Annotated in this window: 20 protein-coding genes; 7 read left to right on the forward strand and 13 right to left on the reverse strand. The window is 65.7% G+C overall.

Annotation, left to right across the window (positions count from 1 at the left end):
- Positions 1-30: 30 nt before the first annotated feature.
- Positions 31-210: a CsbD family protein gene (locus AC1DIX_RS26075; RefSeq protein WP_442123642.1), complete on the reverse strand. Its 180-nt coding sequence runs from the start codon at positions 208-210 to the stop codon at positions 31-33.
- 129 nt (positions 211-339) lie between these two features.
- Here AC1DIX_RS26075 and AC1DIX_RS26080 point away from each other — a divergent pair, with 129 nt between their 5' ends.
- Entirely contained in the window at positions 340-1,446 is a 1,107-nt protein-coding gene (locus tag AC1DIX_RS26080; protein ID WP_477328205.1) for an AI-2E family transporter, read from the forward strand.
- Positions 1,447-1,551: 105 nt separating this feature from the next.
- Complete coding sequence (locus AC1DIX_RS26085) at positions 1,552-1,965, forward strand: hypothetical protein (protein ID WP_477328206.1); 414 nt, start codon at positions 1,552-1,554, stop codon at positions 1,963-1,965.
- Here the strand turns inward: AC1DIX_RS26085 and AC1DIX_RS26090 are convergent.
- The 5 genes from AC1DIX_RS26090 to AC1DIX_RS26110 all read right to left on the reverse strand — a co-directional run bounded on the left by AC1DIX_RS26090 (position 1,962) and on the right by AC1DIX_RS26110 (position 8,453).
- Positions 1,962-2,501, reverse strand: coding sequence for a DUF2939 domain-containing protein (locus AC1DIX_RS26090; RefSeq protein WP_477328207.1), 540 nt, complete (start codon positions 2,499-2,501; stop codon positions 1,962-1,964). The genes AC1DIX_RS26085 and AC1DIX_RS26090 overlap by 4 nt on opposite strands.
- 76 nt (positions 2,502-2,577) lie before the next feature.
- Positions 2,578-2,757, reverse strand: a complete 180-nt coding sequence (locus tag AC1DIX_RS26095) for a CsbD family protein (protein WP_442123638.1) — start codon at positions 2,755-2,757, stop codon at positions 2,578-2,580.
- A gap of 195 nt (positions 2,758-2,952) precedes the next feature.
- Entirely contained in the window at positions 2,953-3,576 is a 624-nt protein-coding gene (locus AC1DIX_RS26100) for a class I SAM-dependent DNA methyltransferase (RefSeq protein ID WP_477328219.1), read from the reverse strand.
- 138 nt (positions 3,577-3,714) lie between these two features.
- Positions 3,715-5,790, reverse strand: coding sequence for a M13 family metallopeptidase (locus AC1DIX_RS26105; protein WP_477328208.1), 2,076 nt, complete (start codon positions 5,788-5,790; stop codon positions 3,715-3,717).
- 47 nt (positions 5,791-5,837) lie between these two features.
- Positions 5,838-8,453, reverse strand: a complete 2,616-nt coding sequence (locus AC1DIX_RS26110; RefSeq protein ID WP_477328209.1) for a M1 family metallopeptidase — start codon at positions 8,451-8,453, stop codon at positions 5,838-5,840.
- A 323-nt stretch (positions 8,454-8,776) separates the two neighbouring features.
- Here AC1DIX_RS26110 and AC1DIX_RS26115 point away from each other — a divergent pair, with 323 nt between their 5' ends.
- Together AC1DIX_RS26115 and aac(6') are read left to right on the forward strand one after the other, a co-directional pair.
- On the forward strand, positions 8,777-9,058 hold the full coding sequence (locus tag AC1DIX_RS26115; RefSeq protein ID WP_442123635.1) for a flagellar protein FliT: 282 nt from the start codon (positions 8,777-8,779) through the stop codon (positions 9,056-9,058).
- Positions 9,059-9,102: 44 nt separating this feature from the next.
- A complete protein-coding gene (aac(6'), locus tag AC1DIX_RS26120; protein WP_477328210.1) occupies positions 9,103-9,576 on the forward strand; it encodes an aminoglycoside 6'-N-acetyltransferase in 474 nt (157 codons plus the stop codon).
- Positions 9,577-9,584: 8 nt separating this feature from the next.
- Here the strand turns inward: aac(6') and AC1DIX_RS26125 are convergent, their stop codons facing one another.
- Both AC1DIX_RS26125 and AC1DIX_RS26130 read right to left on the reverse strand, forming a co-directional pair.
- On the reverse strand, positions 9,585-9,977 hold the full coding sequence (locus tag AC1DIX_RS26125) for a winged helix-turn-helix transcriptional regulator (protein ID WP_477328211.1): 393 nt from the start codon (positions 9,975-9,977) through the stop codon (positions 9,585-9,587).
- Between the two features lie 382 nt (positions 9,978-10,359).
- Positions 10,360-11,556: a type IV pilus assembly protein FimV gene (locus AC1DIX_RS26130; RefSeq protein WP_477328212.1), complete on the reverse strand. Its 1,197-nt coding sequence runs from the start codon at positions 11,554-11,556 to the stop codon at positions 10,360-10,362.
- A 96-nt stretch (positions 11,557-11,652) separates the two neighbouring features.
- Between AC1DIX_RS26130 and fumC the strand changes: the two genes are divergently transcribed.
- The 3 genes from fumC to AC1DIX_RS26145 all read left to right on the forward strand — a co-directional run bounded on the left by fumC (position 11,653) and on the right by AC1DIX_RS26145 (position 13,909).
- Positions 11,653-13,047, forward strand: a complete 1,395-nt coding sequence (gene fumC, locus AC1DIX_RS26135; protein ID WP_477328213.1) for a class II fumarate hydratase — start codon at positions 11,653-11,655, stop codon at positions 13,045-13,047.
- A 192-nt stretch (positions 13,048-13,239) separates the two neighbouring features.
- Positions 13,240-13,452: an RNA-binding S4 domain-containing protein gene (locus AC1DIX_RS26140; protein WP_477253897.1), complete on the forward strand. Its 213-nt coding sequence runs from the start codon at positions 13,240-13,242 to the stop codon at positions 13,450-13,452.
- 166 nt (positions 13,453-13,618) lie between these two features.
- Complete coding sequence (locus AC1DIX_RS26145; RefSeq protein ID WP_477328214.1) at positions 13,619-13,909, forward strand: DUF883 family protein; 291 nt, start codon at positions 13,619-13,621, stop codon at positions 13,907-13,909.
- A 36-nt stretch (positions 13,910-13,945) separates the two neighbouring features.
- Here AC1DIX_RS26145 and bufB read toward each other — a convergent pair whose 3' ends face one another.
- From bufB to AC1DIX_RS26170, 5 genes are all read right to left on the reverse strand, one after another.
- Positions 13,946-15,625: an MNIO family bufferin maturase gene (gene bufB / locus AC1DIX_RS26150; RefSeq protein ID WP_477328215.1), complete on the reverse strand. Its 1,680-nt coding sequence runs from the start codon at positions 15,623-15,625 to the stop codon at positions 13,946-13,948.
- Between the two features lie 3 nt (positions 15,626-15,628).
- On the reverse strand, positions 15,629-15,910 hold the full coding sequence (locus tag AC1DIX_RS26155; RefSeq protein ID WP_477328216.1) for a BufA1 family periplasmic bufferin-type metallophore: 282 nt from the start codon (positions 15,908-15,910) through the stop codon (positions 15,629-15,631).
- A 197-nt stretch (positions 15,911-16,107) separates the two neighbouring features.
- Entirely contained in the window at positions 16,108-16,308 is a 201-nt protein-coding gene (locus tag AC1DIX_RS26160) for a YjfB family protein (protein ID WP_442123626.1), read from the reverse strand.
- A 65-nt stretch (positions 16,309-16,373) separates the two neighbouring features.
- Entirely contained in the window at positions 16,374-16,913 is a 540-nt protein-coding gene (gene mobB, locus AC1DIX_RS26165) for a molybdopterin-guanine dinucleotide biosynthesis protein B (RefSeq protein ID WP_477328217.1), read from the reverse strand.
- The coding region (locus AC1DIX_RS26170; RefSeq protein WP_477328218.1) for a general secretion pathway protein GspB at positions 16,900-17,267 on the reverse strand (368 nt) is incomplete at its 5' end. The genes mobB and AC1DIX_RS26170, both read right to left, overlap by 14 nt.

Here is a 17,267-nt window from a genome sequence, read left to right on the forward strand (position 1 = left end):
TGGGCACGGAGTGCCCACCCTACGAAGCGATTATTTGGTCGCGTCGTGAATCGTTTCCTGCGCATCGCCCAGGGTTTCCTGCGCCTTGCCCTCGGCCTGGTTCTTCAGGCCTTTCGCCTGCTGTTGCTTGCTGTCGACCAGCTTGCCGGCTTCTTCCTGAATTTTGCCGCCGATGTCTTTCAGTTTGCCTTCGACTTGATTCGAGTTCATGGTGCTCTCCTTTCATTGACTGTGACTCAATGATAAGAAAGCTAGTCGAGCGGCTCCGTTCGCGCACGCACATAGCTCGTCAATACGAAACTGGTGCCCTGCTTCGGTCGACTGTGAGAGCATGTCGGTATGAACGAGCAGCCCTCATCACCGGACGGCGAGCAGGCTGGGCCAGCGCCCGCGCAGCGCAGCGTCCTGCGGCGCCACGCCTTGATCGACGGTATCRCCATCGTCTTCCTGGCCCTGCTGGCCGCCGTCTATTACGCCGCCAATGCCCTGCTGCTGGTCTTCGCCTGCATCCTGTTCGCGATCCTGCTGTATGAGCTGAGCGTCCTGCTGTGCCGCCGCTTCGGGCTGAACCGCAAGCTGGGTCTGGGCATCGTGGTGGCGGTGCTGCTGCTCATCATCGGGCTGGGCGGCTGGGCAATGTCGCCGCGCATCGCAGAGCAGGCCAACCAGCTCGCGAAAGAGGTGCCGGCCTCGCTGGAGCGCCTGCAGCAGATGGTCGGCCAGCATCCCCTGCTCAGGCGCATCGCGGACGAATTGCCGCAGCCGAAGCGGCTCATGCAATACCTCGGCCAGATGGTACCGAATGCCGGCCTGTTCTTCGGCGGCGTGCTGGGCGCGGTCGCCAACGTCGCCATCATTCTGTTCGTCGGCATCTATTTTGCGGTGTCCCCGCGCAGCTACATCGACGGCTTCCTGAAACTGGTGCCGCCGGCAAAGCGCGCCCGCGTCCAGCAGGTGCTGCACGAGATCGGCCGCACCCTGGGACGCTGGCTGCTCGGCACCTTCTGCGCGATGCTGATCGCGGGGATTGCGACCACGATCGGGCTGGGCCTGCTCGGCGTGCCGCTGGCGCTGATCCTCGGCATCATCGCCGGCCTGCTCGACTTCATTCCCTATGTCGGTCCGATCATGGCGGGCGTGCCGGCGGTGCTGATCGCGCTATCGGTGGATCCGCAGCTGGCGCTGTACACGGTGCTGCTCTTCCTCGGCATCCAGATGGTGCACGGCTATGTGCTGCAGCCCTTGATCGACTCGCACACCGTGCGGATCGCGCCCGGCCTGATCATCGTGATGCAATTGGTGTTCGGCACCATCTTCGGCTTTGCCGGCATCGCGCTGGCGACGCCGCTGACGGCCACCTTGATGGTGCTGATCAAGATGCTGTATGTCGAGGACATCCTTGGCGACCGGTCTCAGGAGCAAGACGGCGCGCCGCCGAGTGGATAAAGGCTAGCATGGCTTTACCCAACAATTGCAAAGGACACCACGACGATGAACACGCCCGCCCTGCTCCCCTCCGCCCTGATCGGTGCCGTCGCGAGCGCACGCTCGATGACGCCCATGGCCACGATCGCCACGGCACGCCTCGCCGACCGCGATACGCCGGGCGAACTCGCCCTGCTGGACCGCCCCTTGTTCAAATACGGTGCCCTCGCAATGGGAGTCGGAGAACTGTTCGGCGACAAGATGAAGACGGCGCCCGACCGCACCGTCTTCCTGGGTCTGCTGGCGCGCGTATTGAGCGCCGGGATCGCCGGTGCGGCGCTGGCGCCGAAGGGCCGGGAAAAAGCCGGCGCAGCGGTCGCGGTGGCCACCGCCGTACCGCTCGCCTACCTGACGCTGGCCGCCCGCAAGCAGGCCATGGCGCGCATCGGCCAGACCCGCAGCGGGCTGATCGAAGATGCCCTGATCGTCGCCGCGGGCGCCGCGATCGTGGCGCTGACGACGCGGCAGGAAGGCGATTAGTCGGGAAGCCGGATATCGGTCAGCTTCCACTCCGCGAAACCCCGGCGCTGCATGACGAGCGCCATCGTATCTTTCCTGGCGCCGCTGCCTTCCCCTTCGGCATGGAAGAGGATGGTGTCGGCGCCTTGCCTTTCGGTGCGCCAGACGGTCTTCCTGCGCTCGGCGGTATCCTGCCCGGCTTCGGCGCTTTCGCCGCTCCCGATCTTGAACTTCCCTTCGCGCATCGCAAACATGATCGTCTCCGGGCGCACAGCCGTGTCGATCAGTTTGTCGATCAGCACCCCTGCCAGCAGGCTGCCGAGATTGTTGCCGCCGTTCGCCTTGTCTTGATCCAGTCGCGCCGAGAACTGGCTCTTCAGGCTCTCACGCACCCTGGGAAAATCGACGCGTTCGTTGAAGCGCCCAGCGTCGGCCGCCACCGCGGCATCGCGCAGTTCGCGCATCGCCAGATAAGGCGACCAGTACCAATATGCCGCCCCGCCGGCAAGGAGAACGGCCGCAAGGGCCGAGAGAATCCGCTTCTGTAATGATTTCATTGCCGGGATTCTAATTGGAAAAGAAAACAGCCGCACGAGGCGGCTGTTTGGGAGGGAAACGCTTAGGCAATGCAGATCAGCGGTTACCCTTGCCGACGATATCTTTCGCGTCGCCGACTTTTTCCTGCACCTTGCCTTCGACCTGCTTGTTCAGGCCTTTGGCTTGCTGCTCGCTGCTACCAACGGCTTTGCCGACACCTTCCTGAATCTTGCCGCCAATGTCCTTGGCCTTGCCTTTGATCTGGTCCTTGTTCATGGACACCTCCTTTCGTTAAGTTCACGAATCCTCGGCCCGCTGCGCATCCCATCCGGTGGACCGCCGAGACTGGTGGCGGTGTCGAGGTCCCGTCGCTACCGCTCGGCTGTCGAGCGGCACAGGTTCATCTTGGGCCGATTCCGACCCTCACTCTGTTCGCCGGTTAACGTAGTGGAATCAATTCTTGTAACGGAATCAGTTTTTCCGCCACACACTGGCGAGCCAAGGCTGTTGCTCGCGCGGCAATCCGGCCGGCCGGTAATAGTGATGTATGGGCGTGAAGCCGGCCCCGACCACGTAAGCTTCCCAGGCCGGATAGTCGTGGAAACAGCCCCAGCGCGGGCCGTTCCAGCCCTCTTCGTTATTGCCGCGCGGGTTGGAGCTGAACAGCACGCCGCCCGGCTTGAGCGCGGCATGCAGCTCGCCCAGCACCTTGGGCAGCAGGCTGCGCGGCACGTGGAAGAGCGAGGCGTTCGCATAGATGCCGTCGAACATGTCGTCCGGCAAGTCGAGGTCGATGAAATTCTGCAGCCACACTTCGCAGCCGCTGTACTGCGCGGCCATCTCCACGAAGCGGGCGCTGCCGTCCAGGCCGATGGCGCGGTGGCCCATGTCCCTGAAGGTTTTCAGGTCGCGTCCCGGGCCGCAGCCGAGGTCGAGGATGGTATGGGGAGGGTCGGCCTCGATCGCGTCGAGCAAGGCCGCGATGTTCTGGCTGACGTCGTGGTCCATGGTGCCGGCGAAGAAACGCGGCGCCACTGCGTCGTAGTGATGCAAGGTACGTTCCGAAATCTCGCGGAAGTCGTCGTGCTGTCCCATACATGGATGCGCGCCCAGCATGCGGCGCTTGAGGTCGAGAAAATGCTGCTTCATGAACCACCTGCAACAAGAATGCCAGACCCCTGATTCTAGGCCTGGCAGTCCCGCTGCCGGCGTCCYTTACCTTCTACTAACTAATTACCAGACGCGAACACGCTCGTCCGGCGCCAGGTAGAGCTTCTGGCCCGGCTGCACGTCGAAGGCCTTGTACCAGGCGTCCAGGTTGCGCACGGTGGCGGCGCGGTACTGCGGCGGCGCGTGGCCGTCGGTCAGGATGCCGCGGCGTTCGGCCGCTTCGCGCGCCTTGTTGCGCCAGCTGTGCGCGAAGCCCAGGAAGAACTGGCGGTCGCCCTCTTCGCCGGCCTTGTTGCCGGAGGCAAGCTTATAGGCATCGTAGGAGGCGGCCAGGCCAGCCAGGTCGGCCAGGTTTTCCGACAGCGTCAGCTGGCCATTGACGGCCAGGTCCGGGAAGGGTTTGTAGGTGTTGTACTGCTCCACCAGCTTGCCGGACGCGGCCTTGAAGTGCTCCATGTCCTGCTTGGTCCACCAGTCGCGCAGGCGGCCCTGGGCATCGAACTGGGCGCCCTGGTCGTCGAAGCTGTGGCTGATCTCGTGGCCGATGACGGCGCCGATCGCACCGTAGTTGGTGGCGTCGGAAGCCTTCGGATCGAAGAACGGCGGCTGCAGGATCGCGGCCGGGAAGTTCAGCGCATTCTGCAACGGCAGGTTGACGGCATTGACCAGCTGCGGCGGCATCGACCATTCGGTGCGGTCCGGCTTGCGGTGCAGCTTGGCGATTTCCTGGGCGGTGTGGAATTCGTCCGCGCGCACGGCATTGCCGAAGGCGTCATCGAGCACGACCTTCAGGCCCTCGTACGACTTCCACTTGTCCGGATAGCCCACGCCCACGTACAGGGTCTTGAGCTTTTCCTTGGCCTGGGCGCGGGTGGCCGGCGCCATCCAGTCGAGCTTGTCGACGCGCTTGCCGAAGGCATCGACGATATTGCCGACCATCTGCTGCAGGCGCGCCTTGTTCTCGGCCGGGAAGTACTTCGAGACGTAGATCTTGCCGACCGCCTCGTCCATCGCCTCGTTGGTCGCGGCCAGTGCGCGCTTCCAGCGCAGCGACTGTTGCGGCGTGCCGCTCAGGGCCTTGCCGTAGAACTCGAAACGCTGGTCGGACACGGCTTTCGGCAGTACGCTCGCCATCTGGTTGATGCGGTGGAAGGCCAGGTAGTCCTTCCAGGTCTGCAGGTCGACCTTCTGCACCAGCGCGGCTTCGCCCACCGCCGCGCTCGGATGCCAGACGATGAATTTCTGCTGGTCGCCCAGGCGCGCGGCCTTGAAGAAGGCGTTCCAGTCCATGCCCGGCGCCTTGGCGGTGAAGTCCTTCGCGGTCCAGGTGTTGTCGGCCTTCAGCACGTCGGCCGAATCGGCGCGGGTGGCATGGGTGTTGGCGATGTCGACTTCGAGCGCGAACACCTTGGCGGCGCGTGCCTCGGCATCGCTCGCGGTTTTACTGTAATCGGCCAGCTTCAGCATGGCCGCGATGTGCTGCTGGTACTTGGTGCGCAGCTCGGCCATCTTCGGATTGTTGTCCAGGTAGTAGGCGCGGTCCGGCATGCCCAGGCCACCCTGCAGGAGGTAGGGCATGTGGCGCGTGGTGTCGTGCAGGCCCTGCGCGACCCACAGGCCGAACAGGTTCTCGGTAAAGAAGTGGGTGTTGTTCAGGGGGTCGACGTCGGCGCGGATCGATTCGCCCAGCGCGCGCGTGAGGCCGGCCTTGTCCTTGATTGCCTCGATCTTCGCCAGCATCGGCTTGAGCGGGGCGATGCCCTTGCCTTCGATGGCCGGCTCGTTCATGTAGGAGCGGTAGTAGTCGGATACCTTGCGGGGCTCGCCGCCCAGCTTCTTGTCGTCGGCGAGGCCCTCGATCATCTTGACGATGCGCTGGTTGGTCTCTTCCGCCAGCGCGCCCATCGCGCCCCAGGAGCTGCGGTCGGCCGGGATCTCGGTCTTCGACAGCCAGTCGCCGTTCGCGTAGGCGAAGAAATCGTCGCCCGGGCGGATGGCCGCGCTGCCTTGCGGCGCTTCGGCCTTCGGCGCGGCGGCCGGCTGCGCCTGCCCTGCCGCCTGGCCCGGCATCGAGATCACGGCGGCGCCGCACAGGGCGAACACGATCGCCGTCTTTACTGGTGTCCAGCTGGTCTTCATGGAGTTCCCTTCTTGTTGATTGATCTGCTTATTGTAGTACCTGGGGTTCATTTCAGCGCCTCGCGCACCTGTGGCAGCAGGCGCGCCTTCTGGGCTGCGCGCACGCGCACGCCATTGGCGACCCGCTGCGCTTCGACCTGCGCGTCGGCCTCGAAGTTCTGGCGAACGTAGTCTTCCATGCGCTGGGCGTCCTGGACGCTCGAGGACGCGGTGACGATGCCCGGGAAGACCCGGTAGCGGTTCAGCGCATCCTGGGTTTTCATCAACGGCTCGCGGTTGGCGACGGCGAAGTTCCAGGCCTGGTCGAGGTGTTCGCGGCCCACGCCCAGCACGATGCGGGCGACCATGGTCGGCGGCGTCGACGGCGCCAGCGACATCTGCAGCACCTTGTCGGCCAGGGCCGAATCCTGGACCTGGATCAGCGCCCCGGTCAGGCGCGAGCGCTCCTCGTTGTTCTGGCTCGCGGCCAGGCGCCCGGCAATGGCGTCGAAGGTGGCGGCGTCGGCGTAGCGGCCGGCGGCCGAGGTGACGAAGCCGATCATCGCCGGGCTGACCGCGGCGGGTTCCTTCAGCCAGCGCTGGAAGCGGCTGCGGGCCTGGGCGATCGCCTCCTCGTCGCCGGCGCGGGCCAGGACGCCGGCCAGCAGGGCGCGCAGCTGGGCGTCTTCGGCGGTTTCGCCCGGCTTTTCGTCCCAGCCCAGTTTCGCCAGCTTCGGTTTTGCAAAGCCGATGATGAAGCGGCGGACCAGCGGCCGTTCCGGCTCGCCGCGCGCCAGCGCATCCAGGAAGTTCAGGTTGGCAGCGATAGCCTCCCAGACCGCCAGGCGCGGCTCGTCGGCCAGCTGGCCGGCCAGCTTCAGGTATGCCTCGAGCGGCACGCTGCCGGCCGTGACCTGGGTCCAGGTGTCGTTCAGGAGCTTCAGGCGGGTGGCGTCCGGCAGGTGGGCGGCCTGGCCGGCCAGGGCGTCGAAGCTGGGACGGTCGTACTGGATGCGGAAGTAGCCGACGCTGTGCGGATCCACCACCAGCGCGCCTTCGCAGCCCGGCAGCATCAGGCGGGTGCTGGCGCCGGACAGCAGGGTATACATGGCCTTGCCGTTCACGGTACCGACCTGCACGGGCACGTTCCACAGCCGGTTTTCAGTGGCCGGCTCGTCGAGGCGGAACTGCTGCTGGCTGAGGCTCACCTTGCGCTTGCCGTCCTCGCAGACCTGCTCGACCTTGATGAGCGGGAAGCCCGGCTGGGTGGTCCAGTCCGAGGCCAGCTTGCCGACCGGCTTGCCGGACGCCTGCTCCAGCGCCGCCCACAGGTCGCTTGACGTCGTGTTCGAGTACTGGTGCTTCGCCACGTAGGCGCGGATGCCCTTGCGGAAGGCGTCTTCGCCGAGATACGCCTCGAGCATGCGCAGGAAGGCCTGGCCCTTCTCGTAGGTGATGTCGTCGAAGGCGTCGGCGGCCTGGGCTTCGGTCTCGACCGGGGTCTGGATCGGATGGGTGGTCTTGCGCGAGTCGAGGTTCATGACGCGCTCGCGGTCGCCGATGTTGGCCAGGTAGGGCCGCCACTCAGGGTGGAAATGCTCGGTGGCCTTGGACGCCATCCAGGAGGCGAAGCCCTCGTTCAGCCACAGATTGTCCCACCAGGCCATGGTCACCAGGTTGCCGAACCACTGGTGGGCCATCTCGTGGGCGTTGACCGAGAATGTGCCCTGCTTGACGCTCTCGGGGCTGGTCTTCGGGTCGTACAGCAGGGTGTTCTCGTTGTAGACGATGCCGCCCCAATTCTCCATCGCGCCATTGAAACCGTTCGGGATCGCAATCTGGTCGAGCTTGGCCAGCGGATACGGCACGCCGAAGTAATTGTTATAGAAGTGAAGCAGGTCGCGGCTGGCGCTCAGCGCGAATGCGCCCTTGTCCTTCTTGCCCTCGGTGGTGACGACGCCGATCTCGACCCCGTCCTGCCTGGCACTGATGCGCTCGAACTCGCCGGCCGCCAGCACCACCAGGTAGCTCGGCATCTTCGGGGTCGGCTTGAAGCTGATGCGCTGCTTGCCGCCGGCAAGCTTGGCCTGCTTGTCGACCGGGGTATTCGAATAGGCCTTCAGGCCCGCCGGCAGGTCGACCGACAGGCGGAATTTCGCGCGAAAGGCGGGCTCGTCCCAGGTCGGCAGCATGCGCCGGGCGTCGGTCGGCTCCATCGTGGTGGCGATCAGCTTCTTGTCGGCCTTGCCGGCCTGGTAATTCACATAGAACAAGCCGCGCCCTTCCCGGTTGATCTTGCCGCGGAAGGCCAGGTCCAGGCGGTAGCGCCCCGGCGCGAGTTCATGCGGAAGGGTGAAGCTGAGGGTTTCCTGCTTGTCGTCCAGCACCGGCGTCAGCTTGAGCTGCTTCATGCCCTTGCCCGACAGGGCCGCGCTCTCGATCTCCAGGGCGGCGGCGTTCAGCATGATGGTCGAGGTCGGTTTGAGGACGTCGATCTCGATGCCTTCGGTGCCGCTGAAGGTATTGGCCTCGATGTCCGGCGCCAGGTGGGCGATGTATTCGACCGGAACGACATCCTTGGGCAGCTTGCCCGGTGTCTTATCAAAAGAAAATGGTGCCTCAGCATGGGCACCAATGGCGGCAATGGCCAGCGCGGTAGCGCCGAACGCCTGGAATCGTCTCATGGACTTTTCTCCCTCTCTCTCATCTTGTTATCGTCGGCGCTGCTGTGGCGCACCGATCCACCCTGCACTATAGGCAAGAGAAATGGCAAGGATGACAGAATTGCGACAGACTGCAAAAAGCCGCGCTGGATTGCACGATCCGGGGAGCAGGTCGCATTCTGCCCCTTTCCTTCGTGCGCCACGGTTTGCCGGAAACGGGCATGATCTTGATGTCGAAAAATTTTTAAAAAAATCTTTCGAAAACCCTAAAGTTCCCTAAAGCGGAGCCGTTAAGGTCTTAGATACCCGGCAATCCGGCCGGAAAAAATTGCTTTTGGTGCACCATGACGTCCAACGAAGTCCTCGCCATGTACGAAAACATCGCCGCCCTCAGCGGCCGCATGGCGGCAGCGGCCCGCGACGGCGACTTCGATGGCCTGGCCCGCCTGGAAACCCAGTGCGCCCTGCAGGCAAGCGCCACCAAGTCGGGCGTTCCGGCACTCGAAGGCGCCCAGCGCCTGCGCAAGATCGACCTGCTCAAGCAGATCATGGCCAACGACCGCGCTGTGCGCGACGTGACCGAGCCCTGGCATGGACAGCTCGAGCGGGCCATGAGCGCTCACTGAATCCTGCCTGGCCGGCATTTCCGGAAAAAAGCACAACCCCTGCGATGGCGACGTCTCAGGGGTTTTTTTCCATCCTTCCCTGCAGCGCCACCGGACAGGACGGCTGGCTGGACTTCCGGCAGGCGCTGTGGCCGGACTGCCCCAGGGACGAGCACCTGGCCGAGATGCAGTCCGCCCTCGATCTTCCGGACAAATACGCCCAGTTCCTGGCTTGCGGAGCGGACGGCCAGGCCGCCGGTTTCGTCGAAGCCTCGCTGCGCACGGACTATGTCAACGGGACGGATAGCTCGCCGGTGGCTTTTCTCGAAGGTATTTACGTGACGCCGGCGTATCGCCGCCAGGGCGTCGGCAGACTGCTGGTTGCCGCCGTGGCCTCATGGGCCAGGGAACGGGGATGCAGCGAACTCGCATCGGATGCGCCGCTGGACAACGCGGTCAGCCATGCCATGCACGCCGCGCTGGGCTTCGAGGAAACCGAGCGGGTGGTGTACTTCCGCAAACCCCTGCCCTCTTCCTGATCCCGGTCTCAGGTCCCTTGCGCCGTCGCGGCCGCCCTGCCCTGCGCCGCCAGGATTCCCGCAATATTCCCCTCGATCCATTCGGCCAGCTCACCCAGCTTGCCGCTGATCTCTTCCCCCAACGGCGTCAAGCGATATTCGACGCGCGGCGCGGCCGCCGTGTGGACGATGCGCTGGACGAAGCCGTCCTGTTCCAGCCATACCAGGGTCTGGGCCAGCATCTTCTCGCTGATGCCGCCGACCCTGCGGCGCAGCTCACCGAAACGCTGGGCGCCGTCTCCGAGCGCCACCAGCAGCAGGACGCCCCAGCGGCTGGTCACGTGCTTGAGTATGTCGCGCGAAGGACAATGTTCGGAAAATATATCGCCGCGCAGGGCGGGGTCCGGGGATGCATCGTTCATGGAGTCTCCTTGCCAACCATGACATCCTAAGCCAAGCGGAGAAACTCAGCCGTCGCCWTGCGCGCAGGCATGTGCAGGCAAGAAAATGAGGGCAAGAAAAAACCCGCTGCGAAAGATCCGAGCGGGTTTTCAGGAATTGGGGAGTGCGAGCACCAGGTATCTCCTGGCGTCGCCTCTTGCCGGTTGCATCCGGCGTTCACCTGCCACTGTAGGCAGGCAAACCGCTTCCGGGTACAGGCGTTTCTTCAACGATCATCTGGTTTCCGCGCCACGCTATCGGTGGTGGCTGCGCCAGATCCTGAGCCGTTTTTGTGGTCAAGAAGATCACATGCGGACCAGTATAACGCAAATTTCGAGCTTGTGTAGACGAGTTTGTGCGCGCCTATTCGAAAGTCGGCTCGACCGCTTCCGGCGCCGGTGCCGGCGCTGCCTTCGCCGCCGGCGCGCTGCGCGCACCGATGCGCTGGCGCAGCCCTTCGATCAGGCGCGGTGCGGCCGGGATGTCGACATTGCGTACCGTCCGCTTGCGCCGGCGCAGCAGCAAAGCGGCGCCCGACGCCAGCAGCAGCGCCGCCGCGCCGCCGATCCAGCCCCACGGCAGACCGGATTCCGGTTCGGGCGGCGGGGTCTTGGGCTTGCGCGGCACCAGGGGCTTGATCGCGCTGATCGGCTTGGGACCGGCCGGTTTTTGCGCGAGCTCGAGTACCGGGGCGGGCGCGGGGGCAGATGCGGCGGCGGATGCGGCGGCGGGCGCCGGTGTCGGCGCGGGCTTCGGTATCGGTGCGGACGCCGGCGTCGAGGCCGGCGCCGGCTTCGGTGCGGCGGGCGGCGTTGCGCCCAGGCTCGCCTGCAAGGATTTCACTTTGCCTTCCAGCACACCGATCTGTTTTTTCAGTTCGGCGTTCTTGCCGTCGAGGGCGACGCAGACGCTGGCCTGCTCGGCTTGCTGCGCGCAGATGGCCGGCGCGGCGGCCTGGCGCGCGTGGCTGGGCAGCGGCAATGGCTTCGGCGCAGATGCTTTCGGTTCTGCATCGGCGGCCGGCTCGGGCTTGCGCACGGTGACGGCTTTGCGCGGAGGCAGGGAAACCGCCACCGGCGCGGCCTTCGGCGCCGGTTCCGCATGCGTCACCGCGGCCGGGACCGGGGCCGGAACGGGGACCGGCGCCGGTGCGGGTGCGGGCGCCGGATTCGGATCCGGCGTCAGCCACAAGGTGGCAAGACGCACCGTCCTCTGCCCCTTGTCGACCAGCTCCAGGTAGAGGTGCAGGTGCTCGCTGTCGACCTGGCGCAAGGTCGTCACGTGCAGGAACTGGCGGCCGTTGCGCCGCATCACCGACATAGTGGCGCTCGCCAGCACCGGCGGCATGGCGATGCCGGCGCCGTTGTAGACCTCGGGACTGGCCAGGCGCACGGACACGGCCGCCGACGGATCGTCGATCATGGTCAACTCGATATCGGCCACCAGCGGCTGCCCGATGTGGGACGACACGCGAGCCTCGCCCAGTTCGGCCGCGCGGGCGGAACCGAGGGCGGACAGCAGGACGAGCGTGGTCAGGAGACGGCGGGAGCAGTGGCGCATGGACGTGAAAAAAAGTGAAGCCTCAGCGTCATTAACGGCCGTTGCGGTACACTCTTTAACCGTGCTTCCCTACTAACAAAAAGTCAGGACATGTCTATGGAAAACAGGATCGAAAAGGACAGCTTCGGGCCGATCGAGGTGCCGGGTGGTCAACTGTGGGGCGCGCAGACCCAGCGCTCTCTGCACCACTTCCATATTTCGACGGAAAAGATGGCACCGGAGCTGGTCGCTGCGCTGGCCCAGGTCAAGCGCGCCGCCGCCGCCGTCAACCGTTCGCTCGGCAAACTGCCGCAGGACAAAGCCGATGCCATCATGCGCGCCGCCGACGAGGTGCTCGAAGGCCGCCACCCGGGCGAATTCCCGCTATCCGTCTGGCAGACCGGTTCCGGCACGCAGAGCAATATGAACATGAACGAGGTGCTGGCCAACCGCGCCTCCGAACTGATGGGCGGCGAACGCGGCGAAGCCAGATTGCTGCATCCGAACGACCATGTGAACATGGGCCAGTCCTCGAACGACATGTTCCCGACCGCGATGCACGTCGCCGCCGCCATCGCCGTCGCCAAGGACGTGCTGCCGGCACTGTCCAGGCTGCGCGGCACGCTCGAAGTAAAGGCGCGCGACTTCGCCGACATCGTCAAGATCGGCCGCACCCACCTGCAGGATGCGACCCCGCTGACCCTGGGCCAGGAATTCTCCGGCTACGTCGCCCAGCTGGAATTTGCCGAGCACGCGATCAAGAACACCCTGCCCGGCCTGCTGCAGCTGGCGGCCGGCGGCACCGCGGTCGGCACCGGGCTGAACGCGCATCCGGAATTCGCGAACCGCATCGCGGCTGAAATTTCTTCGCGTACCGGTCTGCAATTCAAGAGCGCACCGAACAAGTTCATGGCCCTGGCCGGCCACGACGCGATGGTGCTCGCGCACGGCGCCTTCAAGACGCTGGCGACGGCCCTGATGAAGATCGCCAACGACGTGCGCTGGATGGCGTCCGGCCCGCGCTCCGGCCTGGGCGAGATCACGATTCCCGAGAACGAGCCGGGCAGCTCGATCATGCCGGGCAAGGTCAATCCGACCCAGTGCGAGGCGATGACGATGCTGTGCTGCCAAGTGTTCGGCAACGACGTCGCCCTCACCATCGGCGGCTCGCAGGGCAATTTCGAGCTGAACGTGTTCAAGCCGATGATCGCCCATAACTTCCTGCAGAGCGCACGCCTGCTGGCCGACGGCATGCGTTCCTTCGACGAGCATTGCGCCCAGGGCATCGAGCCGAACCGCAAGCGCATCGGCGAGCTGATGGAGCAATCGCTGATGCTGGTGACCGCCCTGGCCCCGCATATCGGGTATGATCGCGCCGCGCAGATCGCCAAGACCGCCCAGCACGAAGGCCTGACCCTGCGCCAGGCGGCGCTGCAGTCCGGCTTCGTCGACGAGGCGCAGTTCGATCAGTGGATCGTGCCGATCGAGATGACGCGGCCGCATCCGGGCTGACCTATAAATACCGTCGTCCCCGCGCAGGCGGGGATCCAAGTTTTCCAGCGCTAACGTAACGCTTGCAGAACTTGGGGGAAAAAGCGCCAATGGCGCTTTTTTCGCCTTCGCGGGGACGACGTTTTGGGGGCGGTGGCGACGTTTTTTGACGCGGACTCAACGGTACGCCGTCCATTTTTAACCGAGGATAGAATGCAAACAACAACTTTTGAACTGACATCGGAGTTCATCGAACTCAACCAACTGCTGAAGATCGTCGGCTTCGTCGATAGTGGCGGTGCCGGCAAGAACATGGTCGCCAGCGGCGTGGTGTCGGTCGACGGCAAGAAGGAACTGCGCAAGACTGCCAAGATCCGTGCCGGCCAGGTCGTGAGCGTGGGCGATGTTCGGATCACCGTCCGCTAAAAAAGTTCCGCTTCGCTCACAAAAAAATGGTGCGTCCCGCCGGGCGCGCTTGCCGGGCCCACCGGATTAGCCGTCCCCGGCTGTAGGGGTGACGTTTGCGCGCTGACAAACTTGGGCAGTCCTCCTTCTCTATATTGAAGAAGTACTACGGCAAAAGGTGAGGAAGATGGAAACCCCAGACCCCAGCTCAATGACGCAGCAGAGGCTCATCGGCGACCTGCGTCTCGTCATCGAAAACGCGGAAGAACTGCTCAAGAACACCGATCACTACACCGGTCTGGTGTACCAAAGCGCACGCGCCAAGCTGGCTATGGCGCTGAACGCAGCCAACGAAGAGTTGGCCCGCTTCGAGGAGGAACAGCTGTCCCGGATGATCGAAGCAACCCGGGCCGCCAACGAACTGCATCACGACCAGACCGGCGAAGAGTGCATCCTGCGCGCCTTCCACTACCACTGAAGCACCCGCGGGCCCAACGCCCGCGCCGGCCCTGCCTCACGCCGAGGGCGGGCCGGCCGCCCCGAAGTCCTCCACCCGCACGATCCCCGTCACCAGCCCGCTCTTCAGCCAGCCGTCCAGCCAGGTTGCGATCGGCGCATCCTCGTCCAGGTCGAAGGCCGCATCGAAGGCGGCGCCGAAACTTTCTCCGTTTGCCAGCCGCAACAGTGCCGCGTATTCCGCCGCATCGATCTCGCGCACGGCCACCTGCCAGCGCGCACGCAGGATCGCGGCGTGGCCGGGCCGGCGCTGCGGCTCGCCGACGGCGTCTCCCGCCAGCCAGAAGGCGGCCGTCGCCCACTCCGCCGCCTGCAGGCGCAGCGAGGGATGCAGGATGGCGCGGCTGGCTTCGAACTGCTGCGGGCTCAGGGTCGGCAGCACGGACAGCGGCGCGCCCTCGGCCGGCAATGAAGCATCGGAGGCATACCAGGATTCGTGCACCGACCATTCGAGGCGCGCAAGATCGGGCAGCCAGGGTCGTTCGCCATCACGTCCGATGAAGTCCGCCAGTTCCGCGCCGAAACGGTTCAGGTCCGGATCGCGGGCCGAGTAGGCTCGTCCATAGGCGCGCGCCAGGGCGTCGAAATCGTCTTCTCCCAGCACCTTGCGCAGCAGCGGATAGGCGGATGCCAGCGCGCGGCGCCAGGCGCTCACGAGATTGCCGCGGTAGATGCCCAGGCGCGCCGGGTCGCCCTTGAGCCGGGGCGCCAGCAGGGGCAGCCGGGCGGCATCGAGCAGGGCGGCGCCGAAGGCCTGCTGCAGCTCGGCCAGCGCCTCGACGTCGGATGGCTGTACAGAAACCGGATACGATAATGCCCCGGTGGACACTGGCCTGATGGCCTGCCTCACCTCGGCGGCAATGCGCCCGGCCATCGCCGCCTCTTCCAGCAGCACCTCGAGCGCCGGCACGTCCGTGTCCCACTCGATCAGGGCCGGCACGGCACCGAAGCGCACCAGCGCCTCGCGGTACAGCGCCCACACCGGCGGCGCCACGCGGTCACCATGGTGGTCGATGACGGCGTGTCCGGCGACCAGGTGGCCGCCCAGATGGAGTTCGCCGACCGCCCCCGGCGGCGCAAGGCTGGATAACGCATCCAGGGCCGCCAGCGCGTCCTCGCCGTGGTTGCACTGGTTGACGTAAAGATTGTTCACGTCGAGCAGGATGCCGCAACCGGTGCGGCGCGCCAGGGCAGCCAGGAATTCCGCTTCGCTCATCGCGTCGCCCGCAAAGCGCAGGTAGGTGGAGACGTTTTCGACCAGGATGCGGCGCTTCAACACTTCCTGCACGCGCTCGACGCGGGTGGCGACCAGGTCGAGGGCGGCGCCGTCCAGGCGCAGCGGCAGCAGGTCGTTCAGCTGGCGGTCGCGCAGTGCGCCCCAGCTCAGGTGTTCGGAGACGAGTGCCGGTTCGATGGCCGCGGCCAGCTCGCGCACGCGTTGCAGATGTTGTTCGCAGAAACCCTGCGCCGAGCCGAGCCCCAGCCCGACGCCGTGCAGGCTGAGCGGATAATCGCGCCGCAGCGCTTGCAGTACATGCCAGTCCCAGCCCGAGCGGGCCAGGTAGTTTTCGGTATGGACTTCCAGCCATCCGGCCGCCGGGCGCCGCTCCAGCCACTGGCGGTAGTGCGGTGCGCGCAGGCCGATGCCGACGCCACGCGCCGGACGCGCCTCGTCCACGGCTTATTTACCCTGTTTGCCCTGTTGCGGCGGGTTCGGCCTGCCGCCCGACTTCTCGCAGCTGCCCTTGGGCACGGAACGCCATTCGGCCGGATCCTTGTCGACCGCCGCCTGGCCGGCGCAGCCATGGGTGGCGGTGCCGCAATCGTTCTGGCCGGCCTTGGCCACGCCGTAGCATTTTTCCTGCTCGCCCTTGGCTTGCATGTCCATCTGGCCGCTGGCCGACGCGTTGGCGGCGCACACGCTCGCGAGCGCGGCAGCAACGAGTGCTTGACGTTTATTCATGGATAGGGATCTCCTTCGGAATCCGTACGCCGGCGGGGACGGCCTTGTGCGGCTGCGCGCGGGCAGCGATGGTGGCGGCAAGAGCGGGTCATTATGCGGCCTGCCCTCGCGCCGGGTACGTGGATTGAGTAACGTGCCAGGCGGCGATCCTGTTGACGCGCCCGGCTTGTTTTTGCCGGCGCCGTGCCGGCAAGGATTCAGGCGGTGGTGTTGACGTTCTTGCCCAAGTGCGCCGGCAGGTTCTGCGCCGGCGCGGCGGCCTGCACCGCGTCCAGCAGCTGGGTGGCGGTCGAGGCCTGGATGTCCTGGGCCTTTTTCAGCACGGCCATGCTGACATCCTGACGGGTGCCGGTATCGGCGATGCTGGTGGCGAGCTTGGCAATACCCATGACGTCCATGACGATCTCCTCTGTGTGGTCCTACTGCGGGTTATCCTGGTTTAACGGCAGGACCGGCCAGAACTTTAGCGTGCGGCCGCGATGCGCCGTTGAATCCAGCGCAATACCGTGGCCGGCTCGTTCAGATCGAGCCAGTCGACACCGGCGGCGAGGCCGAGCGGCGCCGGGACGTCGGATGCCACCGCGGCTATCTGCGCATCGTCCGGGTACAGCGGCGCACGTCCGAGTTCGGGGCGATACACCTCGAGCTTCGGGATTGCCGCCCATTTATAGCCTTCGACCAGGGTCAGGTCGGCCGGCGCCAGGCGCGCCAGCTGCTCTTCCAGCGATGGCTCCGGTGCGCCGCGCAGCTCGTGCATGATCGCGAATCGGTAGGGAGAGGCGATCATGACCTCGCCGGCGCCGGCCTGGCGCAGGCGGGCGCTGTCCTTGTGCGGCGGCTCGAGCACGATGTCGTGGTGGCTGTGCTTGATGACGTTGACGCGCAGGCCTTCGGCGGCCAGCCGGCCCACCAGGTATTCCAGCAGCGTGGTCTTGCCGCTGCCGGACCAGCCGATCACGCCCAGCACCTGGCCGGAGGCCGGCCGCACCTCAATAAGCGACACGATAGCGGATCCCCCGGAAATTCATCACGGCCGCCTTCGGCAACAGCCTTTCCAGCAGCAGCCCCGGCGCGACTTCCTCGCCTTCGTGGCGCAGCGCCTTGTCGACAATCAGCAGGCGATCCGCCGGATTGGCCGAGTACATATAGCCGCCGAATGTCACGCGCGGGATGTCGCGCTGGATGATGTCGGGCAACTGGTGCAGGTAGGGATAGCTGTCTTCCGGCACCGGCGCAGGTACGGGCGCGGCTGCCGCGGCGCGCGGTGCGGCGGCGGGCGTCGCCGCAAGTGCAGGTCCAGTGGCCGGCGTCGCTGCGCGTGCCGGCGCCACGGCCGGCGGCGCATCGGCCCCTGCCC

The sequence above is a fragment of the Massilia sp. 05N420 genome, from assembly GCF_056397205.1.